This window comes from Microbacterium sp. ARD31, assembly GCF_031844425.1.
This window is the reverse complement of sequence record NZ_JAUZVE010000010.1, coordinates 185257-202902: the sequence shown is the minus strand read 5'-3', so window position 1 is coordinate 202902 and position 17646 is coordinate 185257. Positions and strand designations below refer to the sequence as shown.

16 protein-coding genes are annotated in these 17646 nt (G+C 71.0%); 10 read left to right on the top strand and 6 right to left on the bottom strand.

Annotated elements, in window-relative coordinates; all coding sequences use genetic code 11:
* Nucleotides 1-5: 5 nt before the first annotated feature.
* Complete coding sequence (locus Q9S36_RS23430; protein ID WP_311287246.1) at nt 6-863, bottom strand: pyruvate, water dikinase regulatory protein; 858 nt, start codon at nt 861-863, stop codon at nt 6-8.
* A 166-nt stretch (nt 864-1029) separates the two neighbouring features.
* Between Q9S36_RS23430 and trpS the strand changes: the two genes are divergently transcribed.
* Both trpS and Q9S36_RS23420 read left to right on the top strand, forming a co-directional pair.
* A complete protein-coding gene (trpS, locus tag Q9S36_RS23425) occupies nt 1030-2034 on the top strand; it encodes a tryptophan--tRNA ligase (RefSeq protein ID WP_251453301.1) in 1005 nt (334 codons plus the stop codon).
* A gap of 33 nt (nt 2035-2067) precedes the next feature.
* Nucleotides 2068-2928: a DNA-formamidopyrimidine glycosylase family protein gene (locus tag Q9S36_RS23420; protein ID WP_311287245.1), complete on the top strand. Its 861-nt coding sequence runs from the start codon at nt 2068-2070 to the stop codon at nt 2926-2928.
* A 12-nt stretch (nt 2929-2940) separates the two neighbouring features.
* Here the strand turns inward: Q9S36_RS23420 and glpK are convergent, their stop codons facing one another.
* Together glpK and Q9S36_RS23410 are read right to left on the bottom strand one after the other, a co-directional pair.
* Nucleotides 2941-4482 carry a glycerol kinase GlpK gene (glpK, locus tag Q9S36_RS23415; RefSeq protein ID WP_311287244.1) on the bottom strand — a complete coding sequence of 514 codons (1542 nt, stop codon included), beginning with the start codon at nt 4480-4482 and terminating at the stop codon, nt 2941-2943.
* Nucleotides 4483-4551: 69 nt separating this feature from the next.
* Nucleotides 4552-6270: a glycerol-3-phosphate dehydrogenase/oxidase gene (locus Q9S36_RS23410; RefSeq protein ID WP_311287243.1), complete on the bottom strand. Its 1719-nt coding sequence runs from the start codon at nt 6268-6270 to the stop codon at nt 4552-4554.
* 87 nt (nt 6271-6357) lie between these two features.
* Between Q9S36_RS23410 and Q9S36_RS23405 the strand changes: the two genes are divergently transcribed.
* The 7 genes from Q9S36_RS23405 to Q9S36_RS23375 all read left to right on the top strand — a co-directional run bounded on the left by Q9S36_RS23405 (nt 6358) and on the right by Q9S36_RS23375 (nt 12984).
* On the top strand, nt 6358-7329 hold the full coding sequence (locus Q9S36_RS23405) for a sugar-binding domain-containing protein (RefSeq protein ID WP_311287242.1): 972 nt from the start codon (nt 6358-6360) through the stop codon (nt 7327-7329).
* A gap of 273 nt (nt 7330-7602) precedes the next feature.
* A complete protein-coding gene (ribD, locus tag Q9S36_RS23400; RefSeq protein WP_311287241.1) occupies nt 7603-8625 on the top strand; it encodes a bifunctional diaminohydroxyphosphoribosylaminopyrimidine deaminase/5-amino-6-(5-phosphoribosylamino)uracil reductase RibD in 1023 nt (340 codons plus the stop codon).
* Nucleotides 8625-9269 (top strand): riboflavin synthase, encoded by a 645-nt coding sequence (locus Q9S36_RS23395; RefSeq protein WP_311287240.1) that lies wholly within the window; start codon nt 8625-8627, stop codon nt 9267-9269. The genes ribD and Q9S36_RS23395 overlap by 1 nt, the downstream gene beginning before the upstream one ends.
* Nucleotides 9266-10591: a GTP cyclohydrolase II gene (gene ribA / locus Q9S36_RS23390; RefSeq protein ID WP_311287239.1), complete on the top strand. Its 1326-nt coding sequence runs from the start codon at nt 9266-9268 to the stop codon at nt 10589-10591. The genes Q9S36_RS23395 and ribA overlap by 4 nt, the downstream gene beginning before the upstream one ends.
* A complete protein-coding gene (gene ribH / locus Q9S36_RS23385; RefSeq protein WP_311287238.1) occupies nt 10588-11064 on the top strand; it encodes a 6,7-dimethyl-8-ribityllumazine synthase in 477 nt (158 codons plus the stop codon). The genes ribA and ribH overlap by 4 nt, the downstream gene beginning before the upstream one ends.
* 24 nt (nt 11065-11088) lie before the next feature.
* Nucleotides 11089-11442: a Fe-S protein gene (locus Q9S36_RS23380; protein ID WP_311287237.1), complete on the top strand. Its 354-nt coding sequence runs from the start codon at nt 11089-11091 to the stop codon at nt 11440-11442.
* 51 nt (nt 11443-11493) lie between these two features.
* Complete coding sequence (locus tag Q9S36_RS23375; RefSeq protein WP_311287236.1) at nt 11494-12984, top strand: MFS transporter; 1491 nt, start codon at nt 11494-11496, stop codon at nt 12982-12984.
* Nucleotides 12985-13011: 27 nt separating this feature from the next.
* Here Q9S36_RS23375 and Q9S36_RS23370 read toward each other — a convergent pair whose 3' ends face one another.
* From Q9S36_RS23370 to Q9S36_RS23360, 3 genes are read right to left on the bottom strand one after another with little or no spacing between them, the layout of a single operon-like run.
* Nucleotides 13012-13833, bottom strand: coding sequence for an ABC transporter permease (locus Q9S36_RS23370; protein WP_251453312.1), 822 nt, complete (start codon nt 13831-13833; stop codon nt 13012-13014).
* Nucleotides 13830-14717, bottom strand: coding sequence for an ABC transporter permease (locus Q9S36_RS23365; protein ID WP_311287235.1), 888 nt, complete (start codon nt 14715-14717; stop codon nt 13830-13832). Before Q9S36_RS23365 ends, Q9S36_RS23370 begins: the two co-directional genes overlap by 4 nt.
* Nucleotides 14714-15655 carry an ABC transporter ATP-binding protein gene (locus Q9S36_RS23360; protein WP_251453314.1) on the bottom strand — a complete coding sequence of 314 codons (942 nt, stop codon included), beginning with the start codon at nt 15653-15655 and terminating at the stop codon, nt 14714-14716. Before Q9S36_RS23360 ends, Q9S36_RS23365 begins: the two co-directional genes overlap by 4 nt.
* Before the next feature lie 75 nt (nt 15656-15730).
* On the opposite strand from Q9S36_RS23360, the gene Q9S36_RS23355 reads away from it, so the two are divergent.
* Nucleotides 15731-17635: an ABC transporter ATP-binding protein gene (locus Q9S36_RS23355; RefSeq protein WP_396653833.1), complete on the top strand. Its 1905-nt coding sequence runs from the start codon at nt 15731-15733 to the stop codon at nt 17633-17635.
* The last annotated feature ends 11 nt before the right edge of the window (nt 17636-17646 follow it).

Below are 17646 nucleotides of genomic sequence, written 5' to 3'. Positions count from 1 at the left end.
GGCGGTCACGCACGCAGTTTCATGGTCTGCATGATGACCGCGGACATCTCCTCCACGCTCTTCGTGGCGGAGTTGAGGAAGGGGACGCGGGTGCGCCGGTACAGGTCCTCGGCGCGACGCAGCTCTCTCGTGCACTGCTCGAGGCTGGCGTACCGGGAGTTCGGGCGCCGCTCATGACGCACCTGGCTGAGGCGCAGCGGCGTCGTCGTCAGCCCGAAGCAGCGCGCGGCGTAGGGGGCGACGGTGCGGGGCAGGCCCTCGGACGGGAAGTCGTCCTCGGTGAGCGGGTAGTTGGCCACGAGCAGTCCGTACTGCAGCGCCAGGTACATCGTCGTGGGTGTCTTGCCGCATCGCGACGGGGCGATGATGATCACGTCCGCGATGTCGAGCGCGCGCATGCTCTGCCCGTCGTCGTGCTCGATGGCGTACTCCACCGCCCGCATGCGGGCGTGATAGCGCTCCATGTCGCCCACGCCGTGGAACTGTCCGCGCTGCTCGGACGCGTCCGCGCCGAAGGCCTCCTCCAGCTCGGTCAGGTGTCCGGCGAGGAGGTCGACGATGACCGCGCGCGCCCGGCCGAGGACGGCCCGCAGGTCCGCCTGCTTCACGGTGGTGAAGACCACGGGCGCCTTGCCGGCATCCGCGCTCCGGTCGATCTGCTCCACCACGCGACGCGCACCGTCTTCGGTGTCGACGAACGGGATGGTGTGGTGGTCGAAGCGGATCGCGGGGAAGTTGACCAGCAGAGCGCTGCCGAGGGTCTCGGCCGTGATGCCGGTGCTGTCCGACACGAAGAACGCCGCGCGGTGGGCCACCGGCACCGGGGCCGTGGTGGTCGCGACGGGGACGGACGGATCGATCATGGAGCGCTTTCGATGAGGATGCCGGGCCGGGCGGCCCCGCACTCCTCACGGTAGGGCGGGCTCACGGCGGGTTCTAGGGCCATTGGGCCCGCAAGAAATGCGGTTCCTTCCCGTGGGGCAATCACCGCGACCGAGGCGGGCGGCATCCGCTCTCTAGGATGGAGGGATGACCAAACCGCGCCTCTACTCCGGCATGCAGCCCTCGGCCGACTCTCTTCAGGTCGGCAACTACATCGGGGCTCTCATGCAGTGGCGCGACCTTCAAGCCACGTACGACGCGTTCTTCTCGGTCGTCGACCTGCACGCCCTGACGCAGCCGAACGACCCGGCCGAGCTGCGCGAGAAGACGCGGCGGACGGCGGCCCAGTACATCGCCGCCGGCATCGAGCCGTCTCGCTCGACGCTGTACGTGCAGTCGCACGTGCCCGCCCACGCCGAGCTGGCGTGGGTGCTGTCGACCCTCACCGGCTTCGGCGAGGCCGGGAGGATGACGCAGTTCAAGGACAAGTCCACGCGTTACGGCGCCGACGCGACCTCGGTGGGACTGTTCACCTACCCGGTGCTGATGGCCGCCGACATCCTGCTCTACCAGACCGACATCGTCCCGGTCGGCGACGACCAGAAGCAGCACGTCGAGCTCACCCGCGACCTCGCCGAGCGGTTCAACAGCCGTTACGGGCAGACCTTCCGCGTGCCGATGCCCGTGATCCAGCAGGACACCGCGCGCATCTACGATCTGCAGAATCCGACGGCGAAGATGTCGAAGTCGGCCGAGACCGACGCCGGCGTGCTGTGGCTCCTGGACGACCCGGCGAAATCAGCGAAGAAGATCATGCGCGCCGTCACAGACAGCGAGGGGTCGGTGCGCTACGACCGCGAGGGCAAGCCCGGAGTGTCGAACCTGCTCGTGATCTACGCCGCGCTGACGGGACGTCAGATCCCCTCGATCGAGGACGAGTACGCCGGCCGCGGATACGGGGACTTCAAGAAGGGGCTCGCGGAGGTCGTCGTCGACGAGTTCGGACCCGTGCGCCAGCGCGCGCTCGAGCTGCTGGACGACCCCGCCGAGCTCGATCGGGTCCTCGCCGCCAACGCCGACCGCGCCGCCGAGGTGGCCGGGCGGACGCTTTCGGACGTGTACGAGAAGGTCGGGCTGCTCCGCCGCGCCTGACCCGATCCCCCGGGGGCGTGCCAGGATGGGCGCATGCCCGAGATGCCCGAGGTGCAGGGGCTCGTGGACTTCCTCCGCGAGCGGGTGACCGGTGTGCGGATCGAGCGCATCACGGTGGCGAACATCGCGGCGCTCAAGACGTACGATCCGCCGACGACCGCCCTCCATGACGCCGAGGTGACCGGCGCGCAGCGGCACGGCAAGTTCGTCGATCTCGCCACGGGCTCGGGACACCTCGTGTTCCACCTCGCCAAGGCCGGGTGGCTGCGGTGGTACGACGAGCTGCCGAAGACCGTCATCCGCCCCGGGAAGACGCCCATCGCGCTTCGCGTCGCGCTCGCCGACGGCGCGGGGTTCGACCTGACCGAGGCCGGCACCAAGAAGTCGCTCGCGGTCTACGTGGTGCGAGAGCCCGGCGACGTGCCCGGCATCGCCCGCCTCGGTCCCGACCCGATGGATCCGGACTTCGACCGCGATACCCTCGCCGGTCTCATCGCGGGCCGCCGCACGCAGATCAAAGGGGTGCTGCGCGACCAGTCCGTGATCGCCGGCGTCGGCAACGCCTACAGCGACGAGATCCTGCACGTGGCGAAGATGTCGCCGTACGCGCTGGCCGCGACCCTCGACGACGCCGACATCGACCGGCTCCACATCGCGTTGACCGACACGCTGGCGGATGCCGTCGCCACCGCATCCGGCAAGCCGCCGGCCGACCTCAAGGACGCCAAGCGCCGCGGGATGCGCGTGCACGGCCGACGCGGCGAAGCGTGCCCGGTGTGCGGCGACGAGGTGCGGAGCGTGTTCTTCGCCGACAACTCGCTGGAGTACTGCGCGACGTGTCAGACGGGCGGCAAGATCCTCGCCGACCGCCGGCTGTCGCGCCTGCTCAAGTGAGGATCGGCGGCGTCAGGGCCCGGTGGTGCCCATGAGCGTCCGGGCGTCGTCGTCGACCCAGTCGAGGGACTTCGTGACGGCCTTCTTCCACATGCGGTAGCGCCGCGCGCGCTCTTCCTCCTCCATCCGCGGCTCGAACCGGGCGTCCTCGCGCCAGTGCGCGCGCAGTTCGTCGAGGCTCCCCCACACGCCCGTGGCGAGACCGGCGGCGTACGCCGCTCCCAGTGCCGTCGTCTCGACGACGGTCGGGCGCACCACGGGGATGCCGAGGATGTCGGCCTGGAACTGCATGAGCATGTCATTGCGGGTCATGCCGCCGTCCACGCGCAGCTCGGCCAGCTGCTGCCCGCTGTCGGCGATCACGGCCTCGATCACGTCGCGGGTCTGGAATGCCGCCGACTCCAGCGCCGCGCGGGCGATGTGCCCCTTGTTGACGTAGCGCGTGAGACCCACCAGCGCGCCACGGGCGTCCGGGCGCCAGTAGGGGGCGAACAGACCGGAGAAGGCCGGGACGAAGTACGCCCCGCCGTTGTCGTCGACGGTGCCGGCGAGGCTCTCGACGTCTTCGGAGCGCTGGATGATGCCGAGATTGTCGCGCAGCCACTGCACGAGCGAACCCGTCACGGCGATCGAGCCCTCCAGGGCGTAATGCGCCGGCTCGTCGCCGATCCGGTACGCCACGGTCGTGATGAGCCCGCGCTCGGAGCGCACGATCTCGGTGCCGGTCCCCACGAGCAGGAAGTTGCCGGTCCCGTAGGTGTTCTTCGACTCGCCCGCGTCGAACGCAGCCTGCCCGAAGGTGGCCGCCTGCTGGTCGCCGAGGATCCCCGCGATGGGCACGCCGGTGGCGACGCCGGGCAGCAGCGTCTCGCCGAGCACGGCGCTGGACGAGCGGATCTCGGGCATCATCGCGCGCGGGATCCCCCACACCTCGAGCAGGTCGTCGGCCCAGTCCAGCGTGGTGAGGTCCATCAGCAGGGTGCGGCTGGCGTTGGTGACGTCGGTGATGTGGATGCCGCCCCGTGTGCCTCCGGTGAGGTTCCACACGATCCACGTGTCGGGGGTGCCGAAGAGCAGGTCGCCGCGCTCGGCGGCCGCGCGCGCCCCCGGAACGTTGTCGAGCATCCAGGCGATCTTCGACGCGGAGAAGTAGGTGGCCAGCGGCAGACCGGTGCGCGCGGCGAAGCGGAACGTGCCTTCCTCCCCCGAGGCGAGTTCGTCGATCCGAGGCTGCGTTCGGGTGTCCTGCCACACGAGGGCGTTGTGCACGGGGCGTCCGGTGGTGCGATCCCACACGATGGCGGTCTCGCGCTGATTGGTCACGCCGATCCCCGCGAGGTCGGCCGCGGCGATGTCCGCTCGGTCCAGCGCGGCCGAGACCACCCATTCGGTGTTGGTCCAGATCTCGACCGGATCGTGCTCCACCCATCCGGCGCGCGGCATGATCTGCTCGTGCTCCCGCTGCGCCGTCGCACGGGGGACGCCGTGGTCGTCGAACACGATCGCTCGCGTCGAGGTGGTCCCCTGGTCGATGGCCATCACGTGCCCGGGCACGGCGTCTCCTTCCCGACGGCGGCTGCGCGCGTCGTGGTCGGCCCGCGGCGTCGCGGGCTGCGGGTGGGGTCAGGCTATCGCGGTCGCCGCGGAACCCCACGAGGGGTCGGCCGCGTGTACGCGCTGCAGAGCCCGCGCCACCTCGGTGCTGCGCGCGGCGGCATCCCACCCCATCGTCTCGGCGACGACGTCGGCGATCTCGGCGACGGTCGCCTCGGTCGCCGCTCCGGTGAAGGCGATGCTGGTGCGGCGCAGCAGCAGGTCGTCGAGGTGCACGACGTCCTCGTCACCGGCGAGGTACGCCAGTTCGGCGGTGCTGTAGTCCGGCAGCGTCGACAGCGGCGCGTCGTCGGGGTCGTCGGCGAGCGCGCGGATGAGGGACTCGGCGTGGGTGCCGTACCGGTCCAGCAGCACGGCCGCCCGCTCGCGGCCGACATCGGACGAATGCACGCTCAGCCACCGCTCCCGGCCGCGGTCGGTGACGGGATAGCCGCGGCCGCCTCCGATCGGCACGCCTCGGGTGGTGCGGGCGCGGGGGCGGCCGAGCAGCTCGAGAGCCCGATCGGCGAGGCTCTCAGCCGACGCGCGGAAGGTCGTCCACTTGCCGCCGACGAGACTCAGCACCGGCACGCCCGACCCGCCGAGCGTCGCGGACTCGATGCGGTAGTCGCGAGAGACGAAACCGGGAGCGACGTCGTCGTGGCCCGGCAGCGGCCGCACTCCCGAGAATCGGTAGACGATCTGCGAGCGGTCCACCGGGATCCCCGGCAGCACGTGCCCGATGAGGTCGATGAAGTAGTCGACCTCGGCCTCGGTGCACACGATCGGGTCGGCCATGTCGTGGGGCAGGTCGGTGGTGCCCACGAGCACGCGCCCCTTGAGGGGGTAGATGAGGACGATGCGGCCGTCCTTGTGCTCGAAGAACAGTTCACGCCCCGCCGTCGCCGCCAGCAGCTCGGGGTGATCGAGCACGATGTGCGAGCCCTTGGTGCCCCCCATGAAGCGGGTGGGCGCCCCGAGGGCGCGGTTGGTGACATCGGTCCACGGGCCCGAGGCGTTGATGACGACGGATGCCGCGAACGGCACGCGCGCGCCCGTGACGGTGTCCTCGAGGACGACGCTCCCGTCCTCGCCCGCGACGGCCGCGGTGTAGTTGGCGGCCCGGGCCCGGTCTCCCCCGGCGGCGCGGGCGTCGCGGACCAGGTCGATCGCCAGGCGCTCCGGGTCGTGCAGCGAGGCGTCCCAGTAGGTGGCGGTGTACTTCACGCCCGGGTTGAGCGCCGGAAGCTCCTGCAACGACCGGCGGCGGCCGTGGAACGAGTGGCGCGGCACACGCCCGCCCCCGCGCGAGAACGCGTCGTAGATCACCAGGCCGATCTTGATGAGGACCGCCCCGCGCTCGCGGCGCGCGCCCTTGCCGTGGCGGAGGAACCGCAGCGGCGCGCTGAGGATGCCCGAGAAGGTCGTGTAGATCGGGATGGTCGTCCGCAGCGGCCTCACGTAGTGGGCCGCGGTGCGCAGCAGCGCGTTGCGCTCGCTGACCGCCTCGGCCACGAGTCGGAACTCGCCGTTCTCGAGATAGCGGATGCCGCCGTGGATCATGTGCGACGAGGCGGCCGAGGCACCCGAGACGAAGTCGTCGCGCTCGACGAGGACGACGTCCACGCCCTGGAGCGCGAGGTCGCGGAAGGTGGCGATGCCGTTGATCCCGCCGCCGATGATGAGCACGTCGGCGTGCGGGCGGTCGAAGACGGCGCGGGAGGCGCGGGCGTTGCTCGTGCGGGTCATCTCGGGGCCTTTCGGTTCGCGACTGCCCCATTCTCTCAACTCTGACCGTTGTTGCAGGCCATCTGCACAAACGTGCAGACTGGGCACGTGCCCGACGTCCGTGATGAACAGCAGTTGCAGCGCGCCTTCACCGCGGCGCACCTCTACTACATCCAGAACCGCACCATGGAGGCCGTCGCGCACGAGCTGGCGACCTCGCGATCGACGGTGTCGCGTCTGCTGGCGCTGGCCCGCTCCGCCGGCATCGTCGACATCCGCATCACCTCTCCGCGCGAGGCGCCGGCGCAGCTCGAGGCGCGGTTGAGCGAGGTCTACGACATCCGCGCCTTCGTCGTCCCCGTCGCCGGCGACCTCAGCGAAGAAGAGCGCCAGGAGCGCGTCGCGATCGCGGCCGCCCACACCCTCAACGACATGATCGGCCCGGGGATGACCGTCGGCGTGGCGTGGGGCTCGACGGTGGCGGCCCTCAGCCGGCATCTGGTGCCCCGCCACACCCCCGACACGGTCTTCGTCCAGCTGAACGGCTCGGGGAACACCCGCGCGGCGGGGCTGGTGTACGCCACCGAGATCCTCCACCGCTTCGGCGCGGCCTACGGCGGGGCGGTGGAGCAGTTCCCGGTGCCGGCGTTCTTCGACGACCCGGCCACCCGTCTGGCGATGTGGCGCGAGCGCAGCACGCGCCGCATCCTCGATCTCCAGGCGCGCATGGATCTGGTCGTCTTCAGCGTGGGATCGGCGGGGGCGCCCGTGCCGAGCCATGTCTACTCCGGCGGATACCTCGAGGGCGCCGACCTCGAGGCCCTCCGCCGCGACCGCGTGGTGGGCGACGTCGCCACCGTGTTCTTCCGCGCCGACGGCTCGAGCGAGGGCATCGCCCTGAACGAGCGCGCGACAGGACCCCGCTTCGCCGACCTCCGTCGCGTCCAGACCCGCATGTGCGTGGTGTCGGGGGTGTCGAAGCTCGCGAGCCTGCGCGGAGCGCTCGCGGCAGGGCTCGTCACCGACCTCGTCATCGACGAGGTCGCCGCGCGCTCTCTCGACCCCGACACCGCGGAATGAAACCCCGACCGGGGCGTTGAGTACACTCGGAGCAACAACGTGCTCCGGGGTCGGTGTGAATCCGAACCGGCGGTGACAGTCCGCGAGCGGTGGCCGCGCATCCCTGGGATGCCGCCACCGCCGATCCGGTGGAAATCCGGAACCGACGGTGATGCGACGGAAGATCGTCGCTAGTCCGGATGGGAGGCAGCACGGGCGGCGCCGCGCGCGCCGTCGCTGTCCTGCCTGCCCCGGAGCGCCGATGACGGCTCTCGACAGAGACAAGGACGGCACATGACAGCGAGCGGGATCGAGCGCGATGCGATGCATCGTGCCCTCGCGCTCGCTGCGCGGGGCCCCCGCGGGGTCAACCCCCAGGTCGGTGCGGTGATCCTGGCACCCGACGGCACGGTCCTCGCCGAGGGCTGGCACCGCGGCGCGGGCACCCCGCACGCCGAGGTCGACGCCCTCTCCAGGCTCGCCCCCGGCGGGGCGAGCGGGGCCACCGCCGTGGTGACGCTGGAGCCCTGCAATCACACCGGACGCACCGGCCCGTGCTCCGAGGCGCTCATCGCCGCCGGTGTCGCGCGTGTCGTGTACGCCGCCTCCGACCCGGGCCCGCACTCCGCCGGTGGAGCGGAGCGCCTGCGCGCGGCCGGCGTGGACGTCGACGCCGGCGTCCGCGCCGAAGACGCCGAGCAGCTCATCGCGTCGTGGTTGACGGTGCAGCGCCTGGGCCGTCCCCACGTCACCGTGAAGTGGGCGCAGAGCCTGGACGGCCGGGCCGCGGCATCCGACGGCTCGAGCCAGTGGATCACCGGGCCCGACGCGCGCGCCGACGTCCACCGCAGACGAGCCCGTGCGGACGCGATCGTGGCCGGCACCGGCACCGTGCTGGCAGACGATCCCGCCCTCACGGCGCGCGACGACGCCGGCGGGCTCCTGCCCGATCAGCCCGTCCCCGTGGTGATCGGACGCCGCCCGATCCCCGAGACGGCCGCCGTCCGCCGCCACCCCAAGCCGCTCCGGCAGTTCGACGACCTCAGCACCGCCCTCGCCGAGCTCGGCGCCCAGGGCGTCCACCGCGTCTTCGTCGAGGGCGGACCCACCCTCGCCAGCGCCTTCCTGCGTGCCGGGCTCGCCGACGAGGTGCTCGTCTACGTCGCCCCCGTCCTCCTGGGCGGCGATCGCCTCGCCCTCACCGACATCGGGGTCGGCACCATCGGCGAGGCGCTGCGCCTGCAGACGTCCCGCATCGACAGACTCGGCGACGACCTCCTCGTCGTCGCGCACCCCTCCCCCGAAGGAGTCCACTGATGTTCACCGGAATCGTCGAAGAGATCGGCGAGATCACCGAGGTCGCCGCCGCCGGAGACGGTGTGCGGGTGACCGTCCGCGCACCCAGGGCGGTGTCGGATGCCGCACACGGCGACTCGATCGCCGTCAGCGGCGTGTGCCTCACCGTCGTCGACCGCGGGGACGACTGGTTCGCGGCGGACGTCATGCGCCAGACGCTCGACATGTCCACGCTGGCCGACGTCGCGCCGGGCCGCGCGGTGAACCTGGAGCGCGCCACCGTCGCTCACGGACGGCTCGGCGGGCACATCGTGCAGGGGCACATCGACGGCACCGGCGAGGTGCTCGAGGTCCGTCCCGGCGCGCAGTGGCGCGTCGTGCGCGTCGGCCTGCCGGCATCCCTCGCCCCGCTCGTCGTCGACAAGGGCTCGATCGCGGTGGACGGCGTCTCGCTGACGGTCAGCGCCGTGAGCGCTGCCGACGCCGGCGGCCACTGGTTCGAGGTCTCCCTCATCCCCGAGACGCTCGAGGCCACCACCCTCGGCGCCCGCGCCGTCGGCGACCGCGTGAACCTCGAGACCGACATCCTGGCGCGCCACGTGCAGCGTCTGCTCGCTTTCCCCTCGACGGCCGTCGCCGTCCCGACCGAAGGAGGCTCGCGGTGAGCCTGTCCCCCATTCCCGAGGCGCTCGAGGCGCTGCGCGCCGGACGCCCCGTCATCGTCGCCGACGATGAGAACCGCGAGAACGAGGGCGACGTCGTCCTCTCGGCCGCCCTCGCGACCCCCGAGTGGGTGGCGTGGACCGTGCGCTGGTCGAGCGGCTTCATCTGCGCCCCCATGCCCGCCGAGTGGGCGGACCGCCTCGACCTTCCGCCGATGGTCGAGGTGAACGAGGACGCGCGCGGCACCGCCTACACCGTGAGCGTCGACGCCGCCGACCGCGTGAGCACCGGCATCAGCGCGTCCGATCGCGCCCACACCCTGAACGTGCTGGCCGACCCCGCGTCGGTGCCCACGAGCGTCATCCGCCCGGGGCACATCCTGCCGCTGCGGGCGGTCGACGGCGGCGTGCGCGAGCGCGGTGGCCACACCGAGGCGGCTGTCGAGCTGATGCGTCTGGCGGGGCTCGAGCCCGTCGGCGCGATCGCCGAGGTGGTCGCCGAGGACGGCTCGATGATGCGCCTGCCCGGGCTCATGGAGCTGGGCGAGCGCGACGGCGTGCCCGTCATCACGATCGAGCAGCTCATCGCGTACCTGCAGGAGCACCATCCGATCGACGGCGACAGCGCGCGCCCCGCTCACCGCCGCCGGGTGAGCCTGCGCGCCGAGTCGCTGGTCCCCACCTCGCACGGCGCCTTCCGCTTCCTGGCGTACAAGGACCGTGTGACCGGGACCGACCAGCTCGCCGTGGTCTCGGGCGATCTCTCGGATGCCGCCCCGCTGGTGCGCGTGCACTCCGAATGCCTCACCGGAGAAGCCTTCGGCTCGCTCAAATGCGAGTGCGGGCCGCAGCTGGACGCCGCTCTCGACACGATCGCCCGCGAGGGCGGTGTGGTCATCTACATGCGCGGCCACGAGGGCCGGGGCATCGGCCTCATCAACAAGCTGCGCGCGTACAGCCTGCAGGAGCGCGGGCTCGACACTGTCGACGCCAACCTCGCTCTGGGGCTCCCCGCCGACGCGCGCGAGTACGCCGCAGCCGCCGGGATCCTCGCCGACCTCGGCATCGAGAAGGTGCGGCTGCTCACCAACAACACCGACAAGGTCGTACAGCTGACGGCCCTCGGCCTCGAGATCGTCGAGCAGGTGCCGCTGCTGGTGGGCGTCGGCCCGAACAACCACCAGTACCTGGCGACCAAGCGCGACCGCATGGGGCACGTCCTGCCCGACGCGGACTTCGCCGACGCGGTCGCCCAGATGCATGACAGCACCGCGCACGCCGGCAGCGCGCATGACGACGAACCCGGCGAAGGAGCACACCGATGAGCGGCAAGGGCGTCCCCCAGACCACCGAGACCGTCGACGGCACGGGCCTCGACGTCGTCGTGGTGGCCGGCACGTGGCACGAGGTCATCACCGACGGCCTCATCGAGGGCGCCCGCCGTGCGCTCGAGCAGTCGGGGGCGACGTGGCGCCTGGTGCGGGTTCCGGGCTCGTTCGAGCTGCCCGTCGTCGCGAAAGCGGTGCTGGAGGCCGGCACGGACGCCGTCGTCGCACTCGGGGTCATCATCCGCGGCGGCACGCCCCACTTCGAGTTCGTGTCGTCGGCGGCCACCGACGGACTCACGCGCGTGGCGCTCGACACCGGCAAGCCCGTCGGCTTCGGCGTGCTGACGCTCGACGACGAGGCGCAGGGCATCGCGCGTGCGGGCCTTCCGGGCTCCGAGGAGGACAAGGGCTTCGAAGCCGCGGATGCCGCGTTGCGCACCGCCGTGCTGCTGAGGTCCCTGCGTCCCTGAGTCGTGGCGGGTAGTCTCTGCACCATGGAGACCCTTCGCCACATCGTCGTGTTCATCCACCTCATCGGCTTCGCGCTGCTCTTCGGCGCGTGGGCGGTCGAGGCCGTCGCCCGCCGGGTGGAGATCACGCGGCTGATGAACTGGGGCCTGCTGATCGCGGGCATCGCCGGCCTGGCCCTCGCCGCCCCGTGGGGCGTCGACCACGACCTCAACTACGCCAAGATCGGCGTCAAGCTCGTGATCCTGCTCGTCATCGGCGCCCTGCTCGGGATCGGCGCGGCACGACAGCGTCGGAAGGCGGGCGTGCCTGCGGCGATGTTCTGGGGGATCGGCATCCTCACCGCCCTCAACGCCGCCCTCGCCGTCATCTGGCGCTGACCTCCCGCGTAAGATGGGCGGGTTCTCCGCCCGCCTCCTGCAAGGTCAGCCATGTCTTCCCCCACCACGGCACCCACTCCGGTCTCCGCGCCGGCCGCGCCGGCCAATCCCCGCTCCCGCGTCATCACCGCGAGCCTGGTCGGCACCACGATCGAGTTCTACGACTTCTACGTCTACGCGACGGCCGCCGTCCTCGTCTTCCCGATCCTCTTCTTCCCGACCGGCAACGACACCACCGCACTGCTGGCCTCGTTCGGGGTCTTCGGCGCGGCCATGATCGCCCGCCCGCTGGGAGCGGTCATCTTCGGGCACTTCGGCGACCGTTTCGGCCGCAAGGCGACCCTCGTCGGCTCGCTCCTGACGATGGGCGTCGCGACGTTCCTCATCGGCTGCCTGCCCACCTACAACGACATCGGCTGGTGGGCGGCGCTGCTGCTCCTCGTGCTCCGGCTCGCGCAGGGCTTCGCCCTGGGCGGCGAGTGGTCGGGCGCCGCGCTGGTGGCGACCGAGAACGCCCCGGCCGGCAAGCGCGCCTGGTACGGCACGTTCCCGCAGCTGGGCGCACCGCTGGGGTTCATCATCGCGAACTCGGTGTTCCTCGCGATCAACTTCCTGCTCCCCCACCCGGACGGCGCCGGCCAGCGCTCGGCGGACTTCCTCGCGTGGGGGTGGCGCGTGCCGTTCCTCTTCTCGGCGGTCATGGTGATCATCGGCCTGTGGGTGCGACTGCGCCTGGTCGAGTCGGAGTCGTTCACCAAGGCCGAGCAGAAGGGCGCGATCCGCAGGTTCCCGCTCGGCACGGTCGTCCGCCGCCACTGGTGGCACCTGATCCTCGGCACGTTCATCATGCTGGCCACCTACGTGCTGTTCTACCTGATGACGAACTTCACGCTGTCGTACGGCACGAAGGCCGCCGACCTCGAGACCGCCTCCGCTGCCGCACAGGCCGCCGCCGAGGCCGCCGGCAAGACCTTCGACGCCGCGGCGTTCGCCGCCCAGTTCTACCCCGGACTCGGCTTCGCTTACACCGACTTCGTGCTGATGCAGATCATCGGCGTGGTCTTCTTCGGCATCTTCACGATGCTCTCGGGGCCCATCGCGGATGCGATCGGCCGCCGCCGGCTGCTGCTGTGGGTGACCGCCCTCATCATCGTCTTCGGCCTGACCTTCAACCTGTTCCTGCTGCCGCAGGCCGACCCGAGGTTCACCGGGGCGCTGGCGCAGGCCTTCCTCATCTTCGGCTTCATGCTGATGGGAGCGACGTTCGGGCCGATGGGAGCCGTGCTTCCGGAGCTGTTCCCGACGAACGTCCGCTACACCGGCTCGGCGGTGGCCTACAACCTGTCGTCGATCCTCGGCGCCGCCCTTGCGCCGATCGTCGCGGTGGCCCTGTGGGCCGCGGCCGGCGGCAGCCCGTGGCTGGTCGGCGTGTACCTCTCGGCGATGGGCGTGCTGACCTTCATCGCGGTGATCCTGGCCTCCGAGACCAAGGACGTCGACTACGACGCCGACCTGGGCGCCGGGGTGACCGGCTCGCTCTGATCGGCACCCGATCCCGCCCCGGCCGGCTCAGTCGAGGAAGAGAGCCCGGAGGCGCTTGGTGGTGAACACCAGGCCCACGGCGATCATCACGACGTAGTAGAGCACGTGCCACAGCATGTCGGTGCTGAGGACGCCGGTGGTCAGCCCCCGGACGAGCTCGACCCCGTGCCACAGCGGGAAGGCCATGACGATCGACTGCACCCACTCCGGGTAGACGGTGATGGGATACAGCGTCGCCGAGAAGAGGAACATCGGCAGCAGGACGAAGTTGATCCAGTCCATGTGCTGGAAGGTCTTCATGTAGCTGGTGATCGCCATGCCCACGCTGGCGAACCCGAACGCGATGAGCAGGACGGCGGGCAGGGCGAGGATCGCGGTCCAGGCGAGATTCAGCCCGAGGATCTGCATGATCAGCATGAAGCCGGTCGCGTAGAGCAGACCTCGCAGCAGGGCGTAGAGGATCTCGCCGAGGGCCACGTCCAGCGGCCCGAGCGACGTCGCGAGCATGCCCTCGTAGAGCTTTCCGTAGTTGAGCTTGAAGAAGACGTTCCAGGTCGAGTCGTAGATCGCCCCGTTCATCGCCGACACCGCCAGGAGCGCCGGAGCGATGAACGCCGCGTACGACACCTCGACACCCTGCGACGTCTGGACGGTGCCGATGAGGCTGCCGAGCCCGATGCCCATCGAGGCGAGGTAGAACACCGGCTCGAAGAAGCCCGACAGCACGACGATCCAGCTCGACGAGCGGGCGGCGAGAACACCGCGCTGGACGACGGCCTGGGGGTTTCCGGCCCAGAGCGCGCGGACTCCTCCGGAGCGCACCGGCGCGGTCGCTGTGGTGGTGGTCACTTCGCCAGCCTCCTCGTGAACAGACGACGGCCGATGACGAGCCCGCCGACCGCGAGCAGCAGCAGATAGCCGACGTGCACCGCGAGCATGGCCGGCTCGATCGGCTTGCCGTAGGTCGCCCAGCGGCCGAGCTCGGTGGCGTGCCACAGCGGCGAGACCCAGCCGATCCACTGCAGCCACAGCGGCAGGTTGACCAGCGGGTAGAACGTGCCGGAGAAGAGGAACATCGGCATGAACAGGAACCGCTGGACCAGGGCGAACTGCCCTTTGTCGTCCTCGATGGTCGCTGCGTAGGCCATGAGGGGGATGCCGAACGCGCAGCCGCCGGCGATGCCGACGAGGATCGACACCCATCCCGTCTCGGGGTTCGGCACCGCGCCGAACAGCCAGATGAAAAGGTAGTAGAGCACGACGGTGACGAGCATGCGGGCGGTGGCGCCCGCGACCACGCCGTTCGCGATCTGCCCGGCCGACAGCGGCGAGGCGCTGAAGCCGTAGAAGTAACGGCGCCACTTGAAGCCCGACATGACCGGGTAGGTGAACTCCTCGCTCGCGACGGAGATCGCCGAGGTCATGAGCAGGGCGGGAGCCACGAACACGAGGTAGGACACCTCGACGCCGCCGTCGGCGACGTCCTGATCGATGAGGGCGGCCAGGCCCACCGCAAGCCCCAGCAGGTAGAGGACCGGCTGCCCGAAGGCGCCGACGATGATCGTCCAGCCGTAGGCCCGCATGGCGCGGACCATGTGCTCGGTGACGTACCAGGTGCCGCTGCGGCGCGGCCGGCGCCCCCACTCCAGCGCTTCGGCGCGCAGTTCGTCGAGACCGGGCTGCGTCGTCGCGGTGGCGGTCGGGTGCGGCATCCGCTCTTCGTGGTCGCTCATTCGATCAGCGACCTTCCCGTGAGGCGCAGGAACACGTCCTCGAGGCTCGATCGGCGGACGAGGCTCGTCACCGGGTGCAGGCCCCGCTCGGCGACCTGCTCGAGCGCGTGCTCGCCGTTGTGGGCGTAGACGAGCACACGGTCGGGGAGCACTTCGACGCGCTCGCCGATGCCCTCCAGCTGCGGGGCGACCTGCTCGTTGCGGTCGGACCCGAATCTCACCTCGAGCACCTCGCGGCTGGAGTGCTCGCGGATGAGCGACGCGGGAGTGCCCTCGGCCATGATGCGGCCCTTGTCGACGACGATGAGGCGGTCGCACAGCTGCTCGGCCTCGTCCATGTAGTGCGTGGTCAGGACGAGGGTCGTGCCGCGCTCCTTCAGCCGGAACAGGCGGTCCCACAGCACGTGGCGCGCCTGGGGGTCGAGCCCCGTGGTCGGCTCGTCGAGCAGCAGGATGCGCGGATCGTTGATGAGGCCGCGCGCGATGGTGAGGCGCCGCTTCATGCCGCCCGAGAGCGCGTCGACCTTGCTCTTGGCCTTCTCTTCCAGCTGCGCGAACGCCAGCAGCTCGTCGGCCTTCTCGTGGCAGACCTTCGCCGGCAGGCCGAAGTACCGGCCGTAGATGAAGAGGTTCTCGCGTGCGTTGAGCTCGCCGTCGAGGTTGTCCTGCTGGGGCACGACGCCGAGCCGCGAGCGGATCTCGGGGCCGTGGCGGTCGGGATCGAGGCCGAGAATCGACAGCTCGCCGCCGGTGCGGGACGACACGGCGCCGATCATCTTCATCGTCGTGGACTTGCCGGCGCCGTTGGGTCCGAGGAGACCGAACGACTCACCCGGCGCGACCTCGAACGACAGCCCGTCCACGGCGAGGAAGTCGGGCTTGCCCTTGACCTTGTAGGCCTTGACGAGATTGTGGGCGGCGATCACTGCTTCTGGCACCGGACAACTGTACTGGCCGTCGGCGACATCGCCCCCGTCTCCCGAAGGAGCACCGGGCGGGTCGGGTTAGGGTCGATTGTGACCGATCCGACCCCCGCCCGGCGCGGGCGCGGCCGCAGGCCCTCCGACGGGCCGCGCGCGAGCTTCCGCCAGCTGATCCCGTTCCTCCTCGAGCACACGCGCGTGCTCGTCGTCGTCGCCGTGCTCAGCATCGTCGGCGCGGTGCTGACCCTGGCCCAGCCGGTCGTCGTCGGCCAGGTGATCGCACGCGTGCAGGCCGGCGACGGGCTCGGGCTGCTGGTGTGGGCGATCATCGGACTCGTCGTCGCGGCATCCGTCATCTCGGGCTATCAGCACTACCTGCTGCAGCGCACCGGCACGGCGGTCGTCTTCTCGAGCAGGCGCCAGCTGATCCGCCGCATCCTCCACCTGCCCATCAGCGAGTTCGACGCCCGCCGCACCGGCGACCTGGTCTCGCGCGTGGGGACCGACACGACTCTCCTCTACGCCGTGCTGACGCAGGGGCTCGCGGATGCAGTCGGCAACAGCCTCATCTTCCTCGGCGCGATCATCGCGATGGCCGTCATCGACCCGATCCTGCTGGTGTCGATCGTGGGGGTGCTCGGGGTGTCGATCGCGGTCGTGGCCGTTCTGAGCGGCCGGATCCGCAAGGCCACGACCGCCCAGCAGGAGAAGGTGGGAGAGCTGGCCTCGGGAGTGGAGCGGGCGGTGGGCTCGATCCGCACCATCCGCGCCGCCGGCGCCGGCGAGCGCGAGGAGCAGTCCGTGACCGCGATCGCGCGCGAGGCGTACGGCATCGGCGTGCGGATCGCGAAGGTCTCGGCCCTCGTCGTCCCGATCGCGGGCATCGCGCTGCAGGTGTCGCTGCTCGTGGTGCTCGGCTTCGGCGGCTACCGCGTCGCCTCGGGTGCGATTGAGATCGCGTCGCTGGTGACCTTCGTGATGTTCCTGTTCCTGCTCATCGGCCCCCTCACCACGTTCTTCGGCGCCATCACCTCGGTCAATCAGGCGCTCGGCGCGCTGGGGCGCATCCAGGAGGTCCTGGACCTGCCCACCGAGTCGGAGCAGGACGCGCGGCCATCGACGTCGCCGGCGGACGCCGCGGTCGGCGGTGCCGGCGATGCCGCGCCGGCGCTCGAGTTCCGCGGCGTCCGCTTCGCGTACCCAGAGAACGTCGTCGAAGCCCGTCGCCGTGCCGCCACCGAGGCCCGCGCCGTGCTCGAGAGCGCACACGTCGAGCATCCCGGCGAGCCGGCCGAGGCGGCATCCGATCTCGACGGCGACGTCCTCCGGGGCGTCTCGTTCACGGTTCCGCGCGGCGCCCGGGTGGCCCTGGTCGGGCCGTCCGGGGCCGGCAAGAGCACCGCGCTGTCGCTCATCGAGCGCTTCTACGACCCCACCGGAGGCGCGATCCTGCTGGGCGGCGTCGACATCCGCGATCTCGACCGCACCGCGCTGCGCGCCCAGCTGGGCTACGTCGAGCAGGACGCGCCGACACTGGCCGGCACGCTCGGCGAGAACCTGCGGCTCGCCTCACCGGACGCCGACGACGCGGCGTGCGAGGCGGTGCTGCGCGCGGTCAACCTGGGAGAGGTGCTCGACCGCTCTCCGCTGGGCCTGGCCGCACCTGTCGGCGAGAGCGGCGTCATGCTCTCGGGCGGCGAGCGCCAGCGCCTCGCGATCGCCCGCGCACTCCTGGCGGCCCCGCCGATCCTGCTGATGGACGAGTCGACATCGTCGCTGGACGGGCTGAACGAGCAGCGGATGCGCGAGGCGATCGACGCCGTCGCCGAGGGACGCACGCTCATCGTGATCGCGCACCGGCTCTCGACGGTCGTCGACAGCGACCTCATCGTGGTGCTCGATCACGGTCACGTGGTCGGTCAGGGCACGCACTCCGAACTGGTCTCGTCGACGCCGCTGTACCGCGACCTGGCCAAGCACCAGCTGCTGGTGTGATCGGGCCGTCC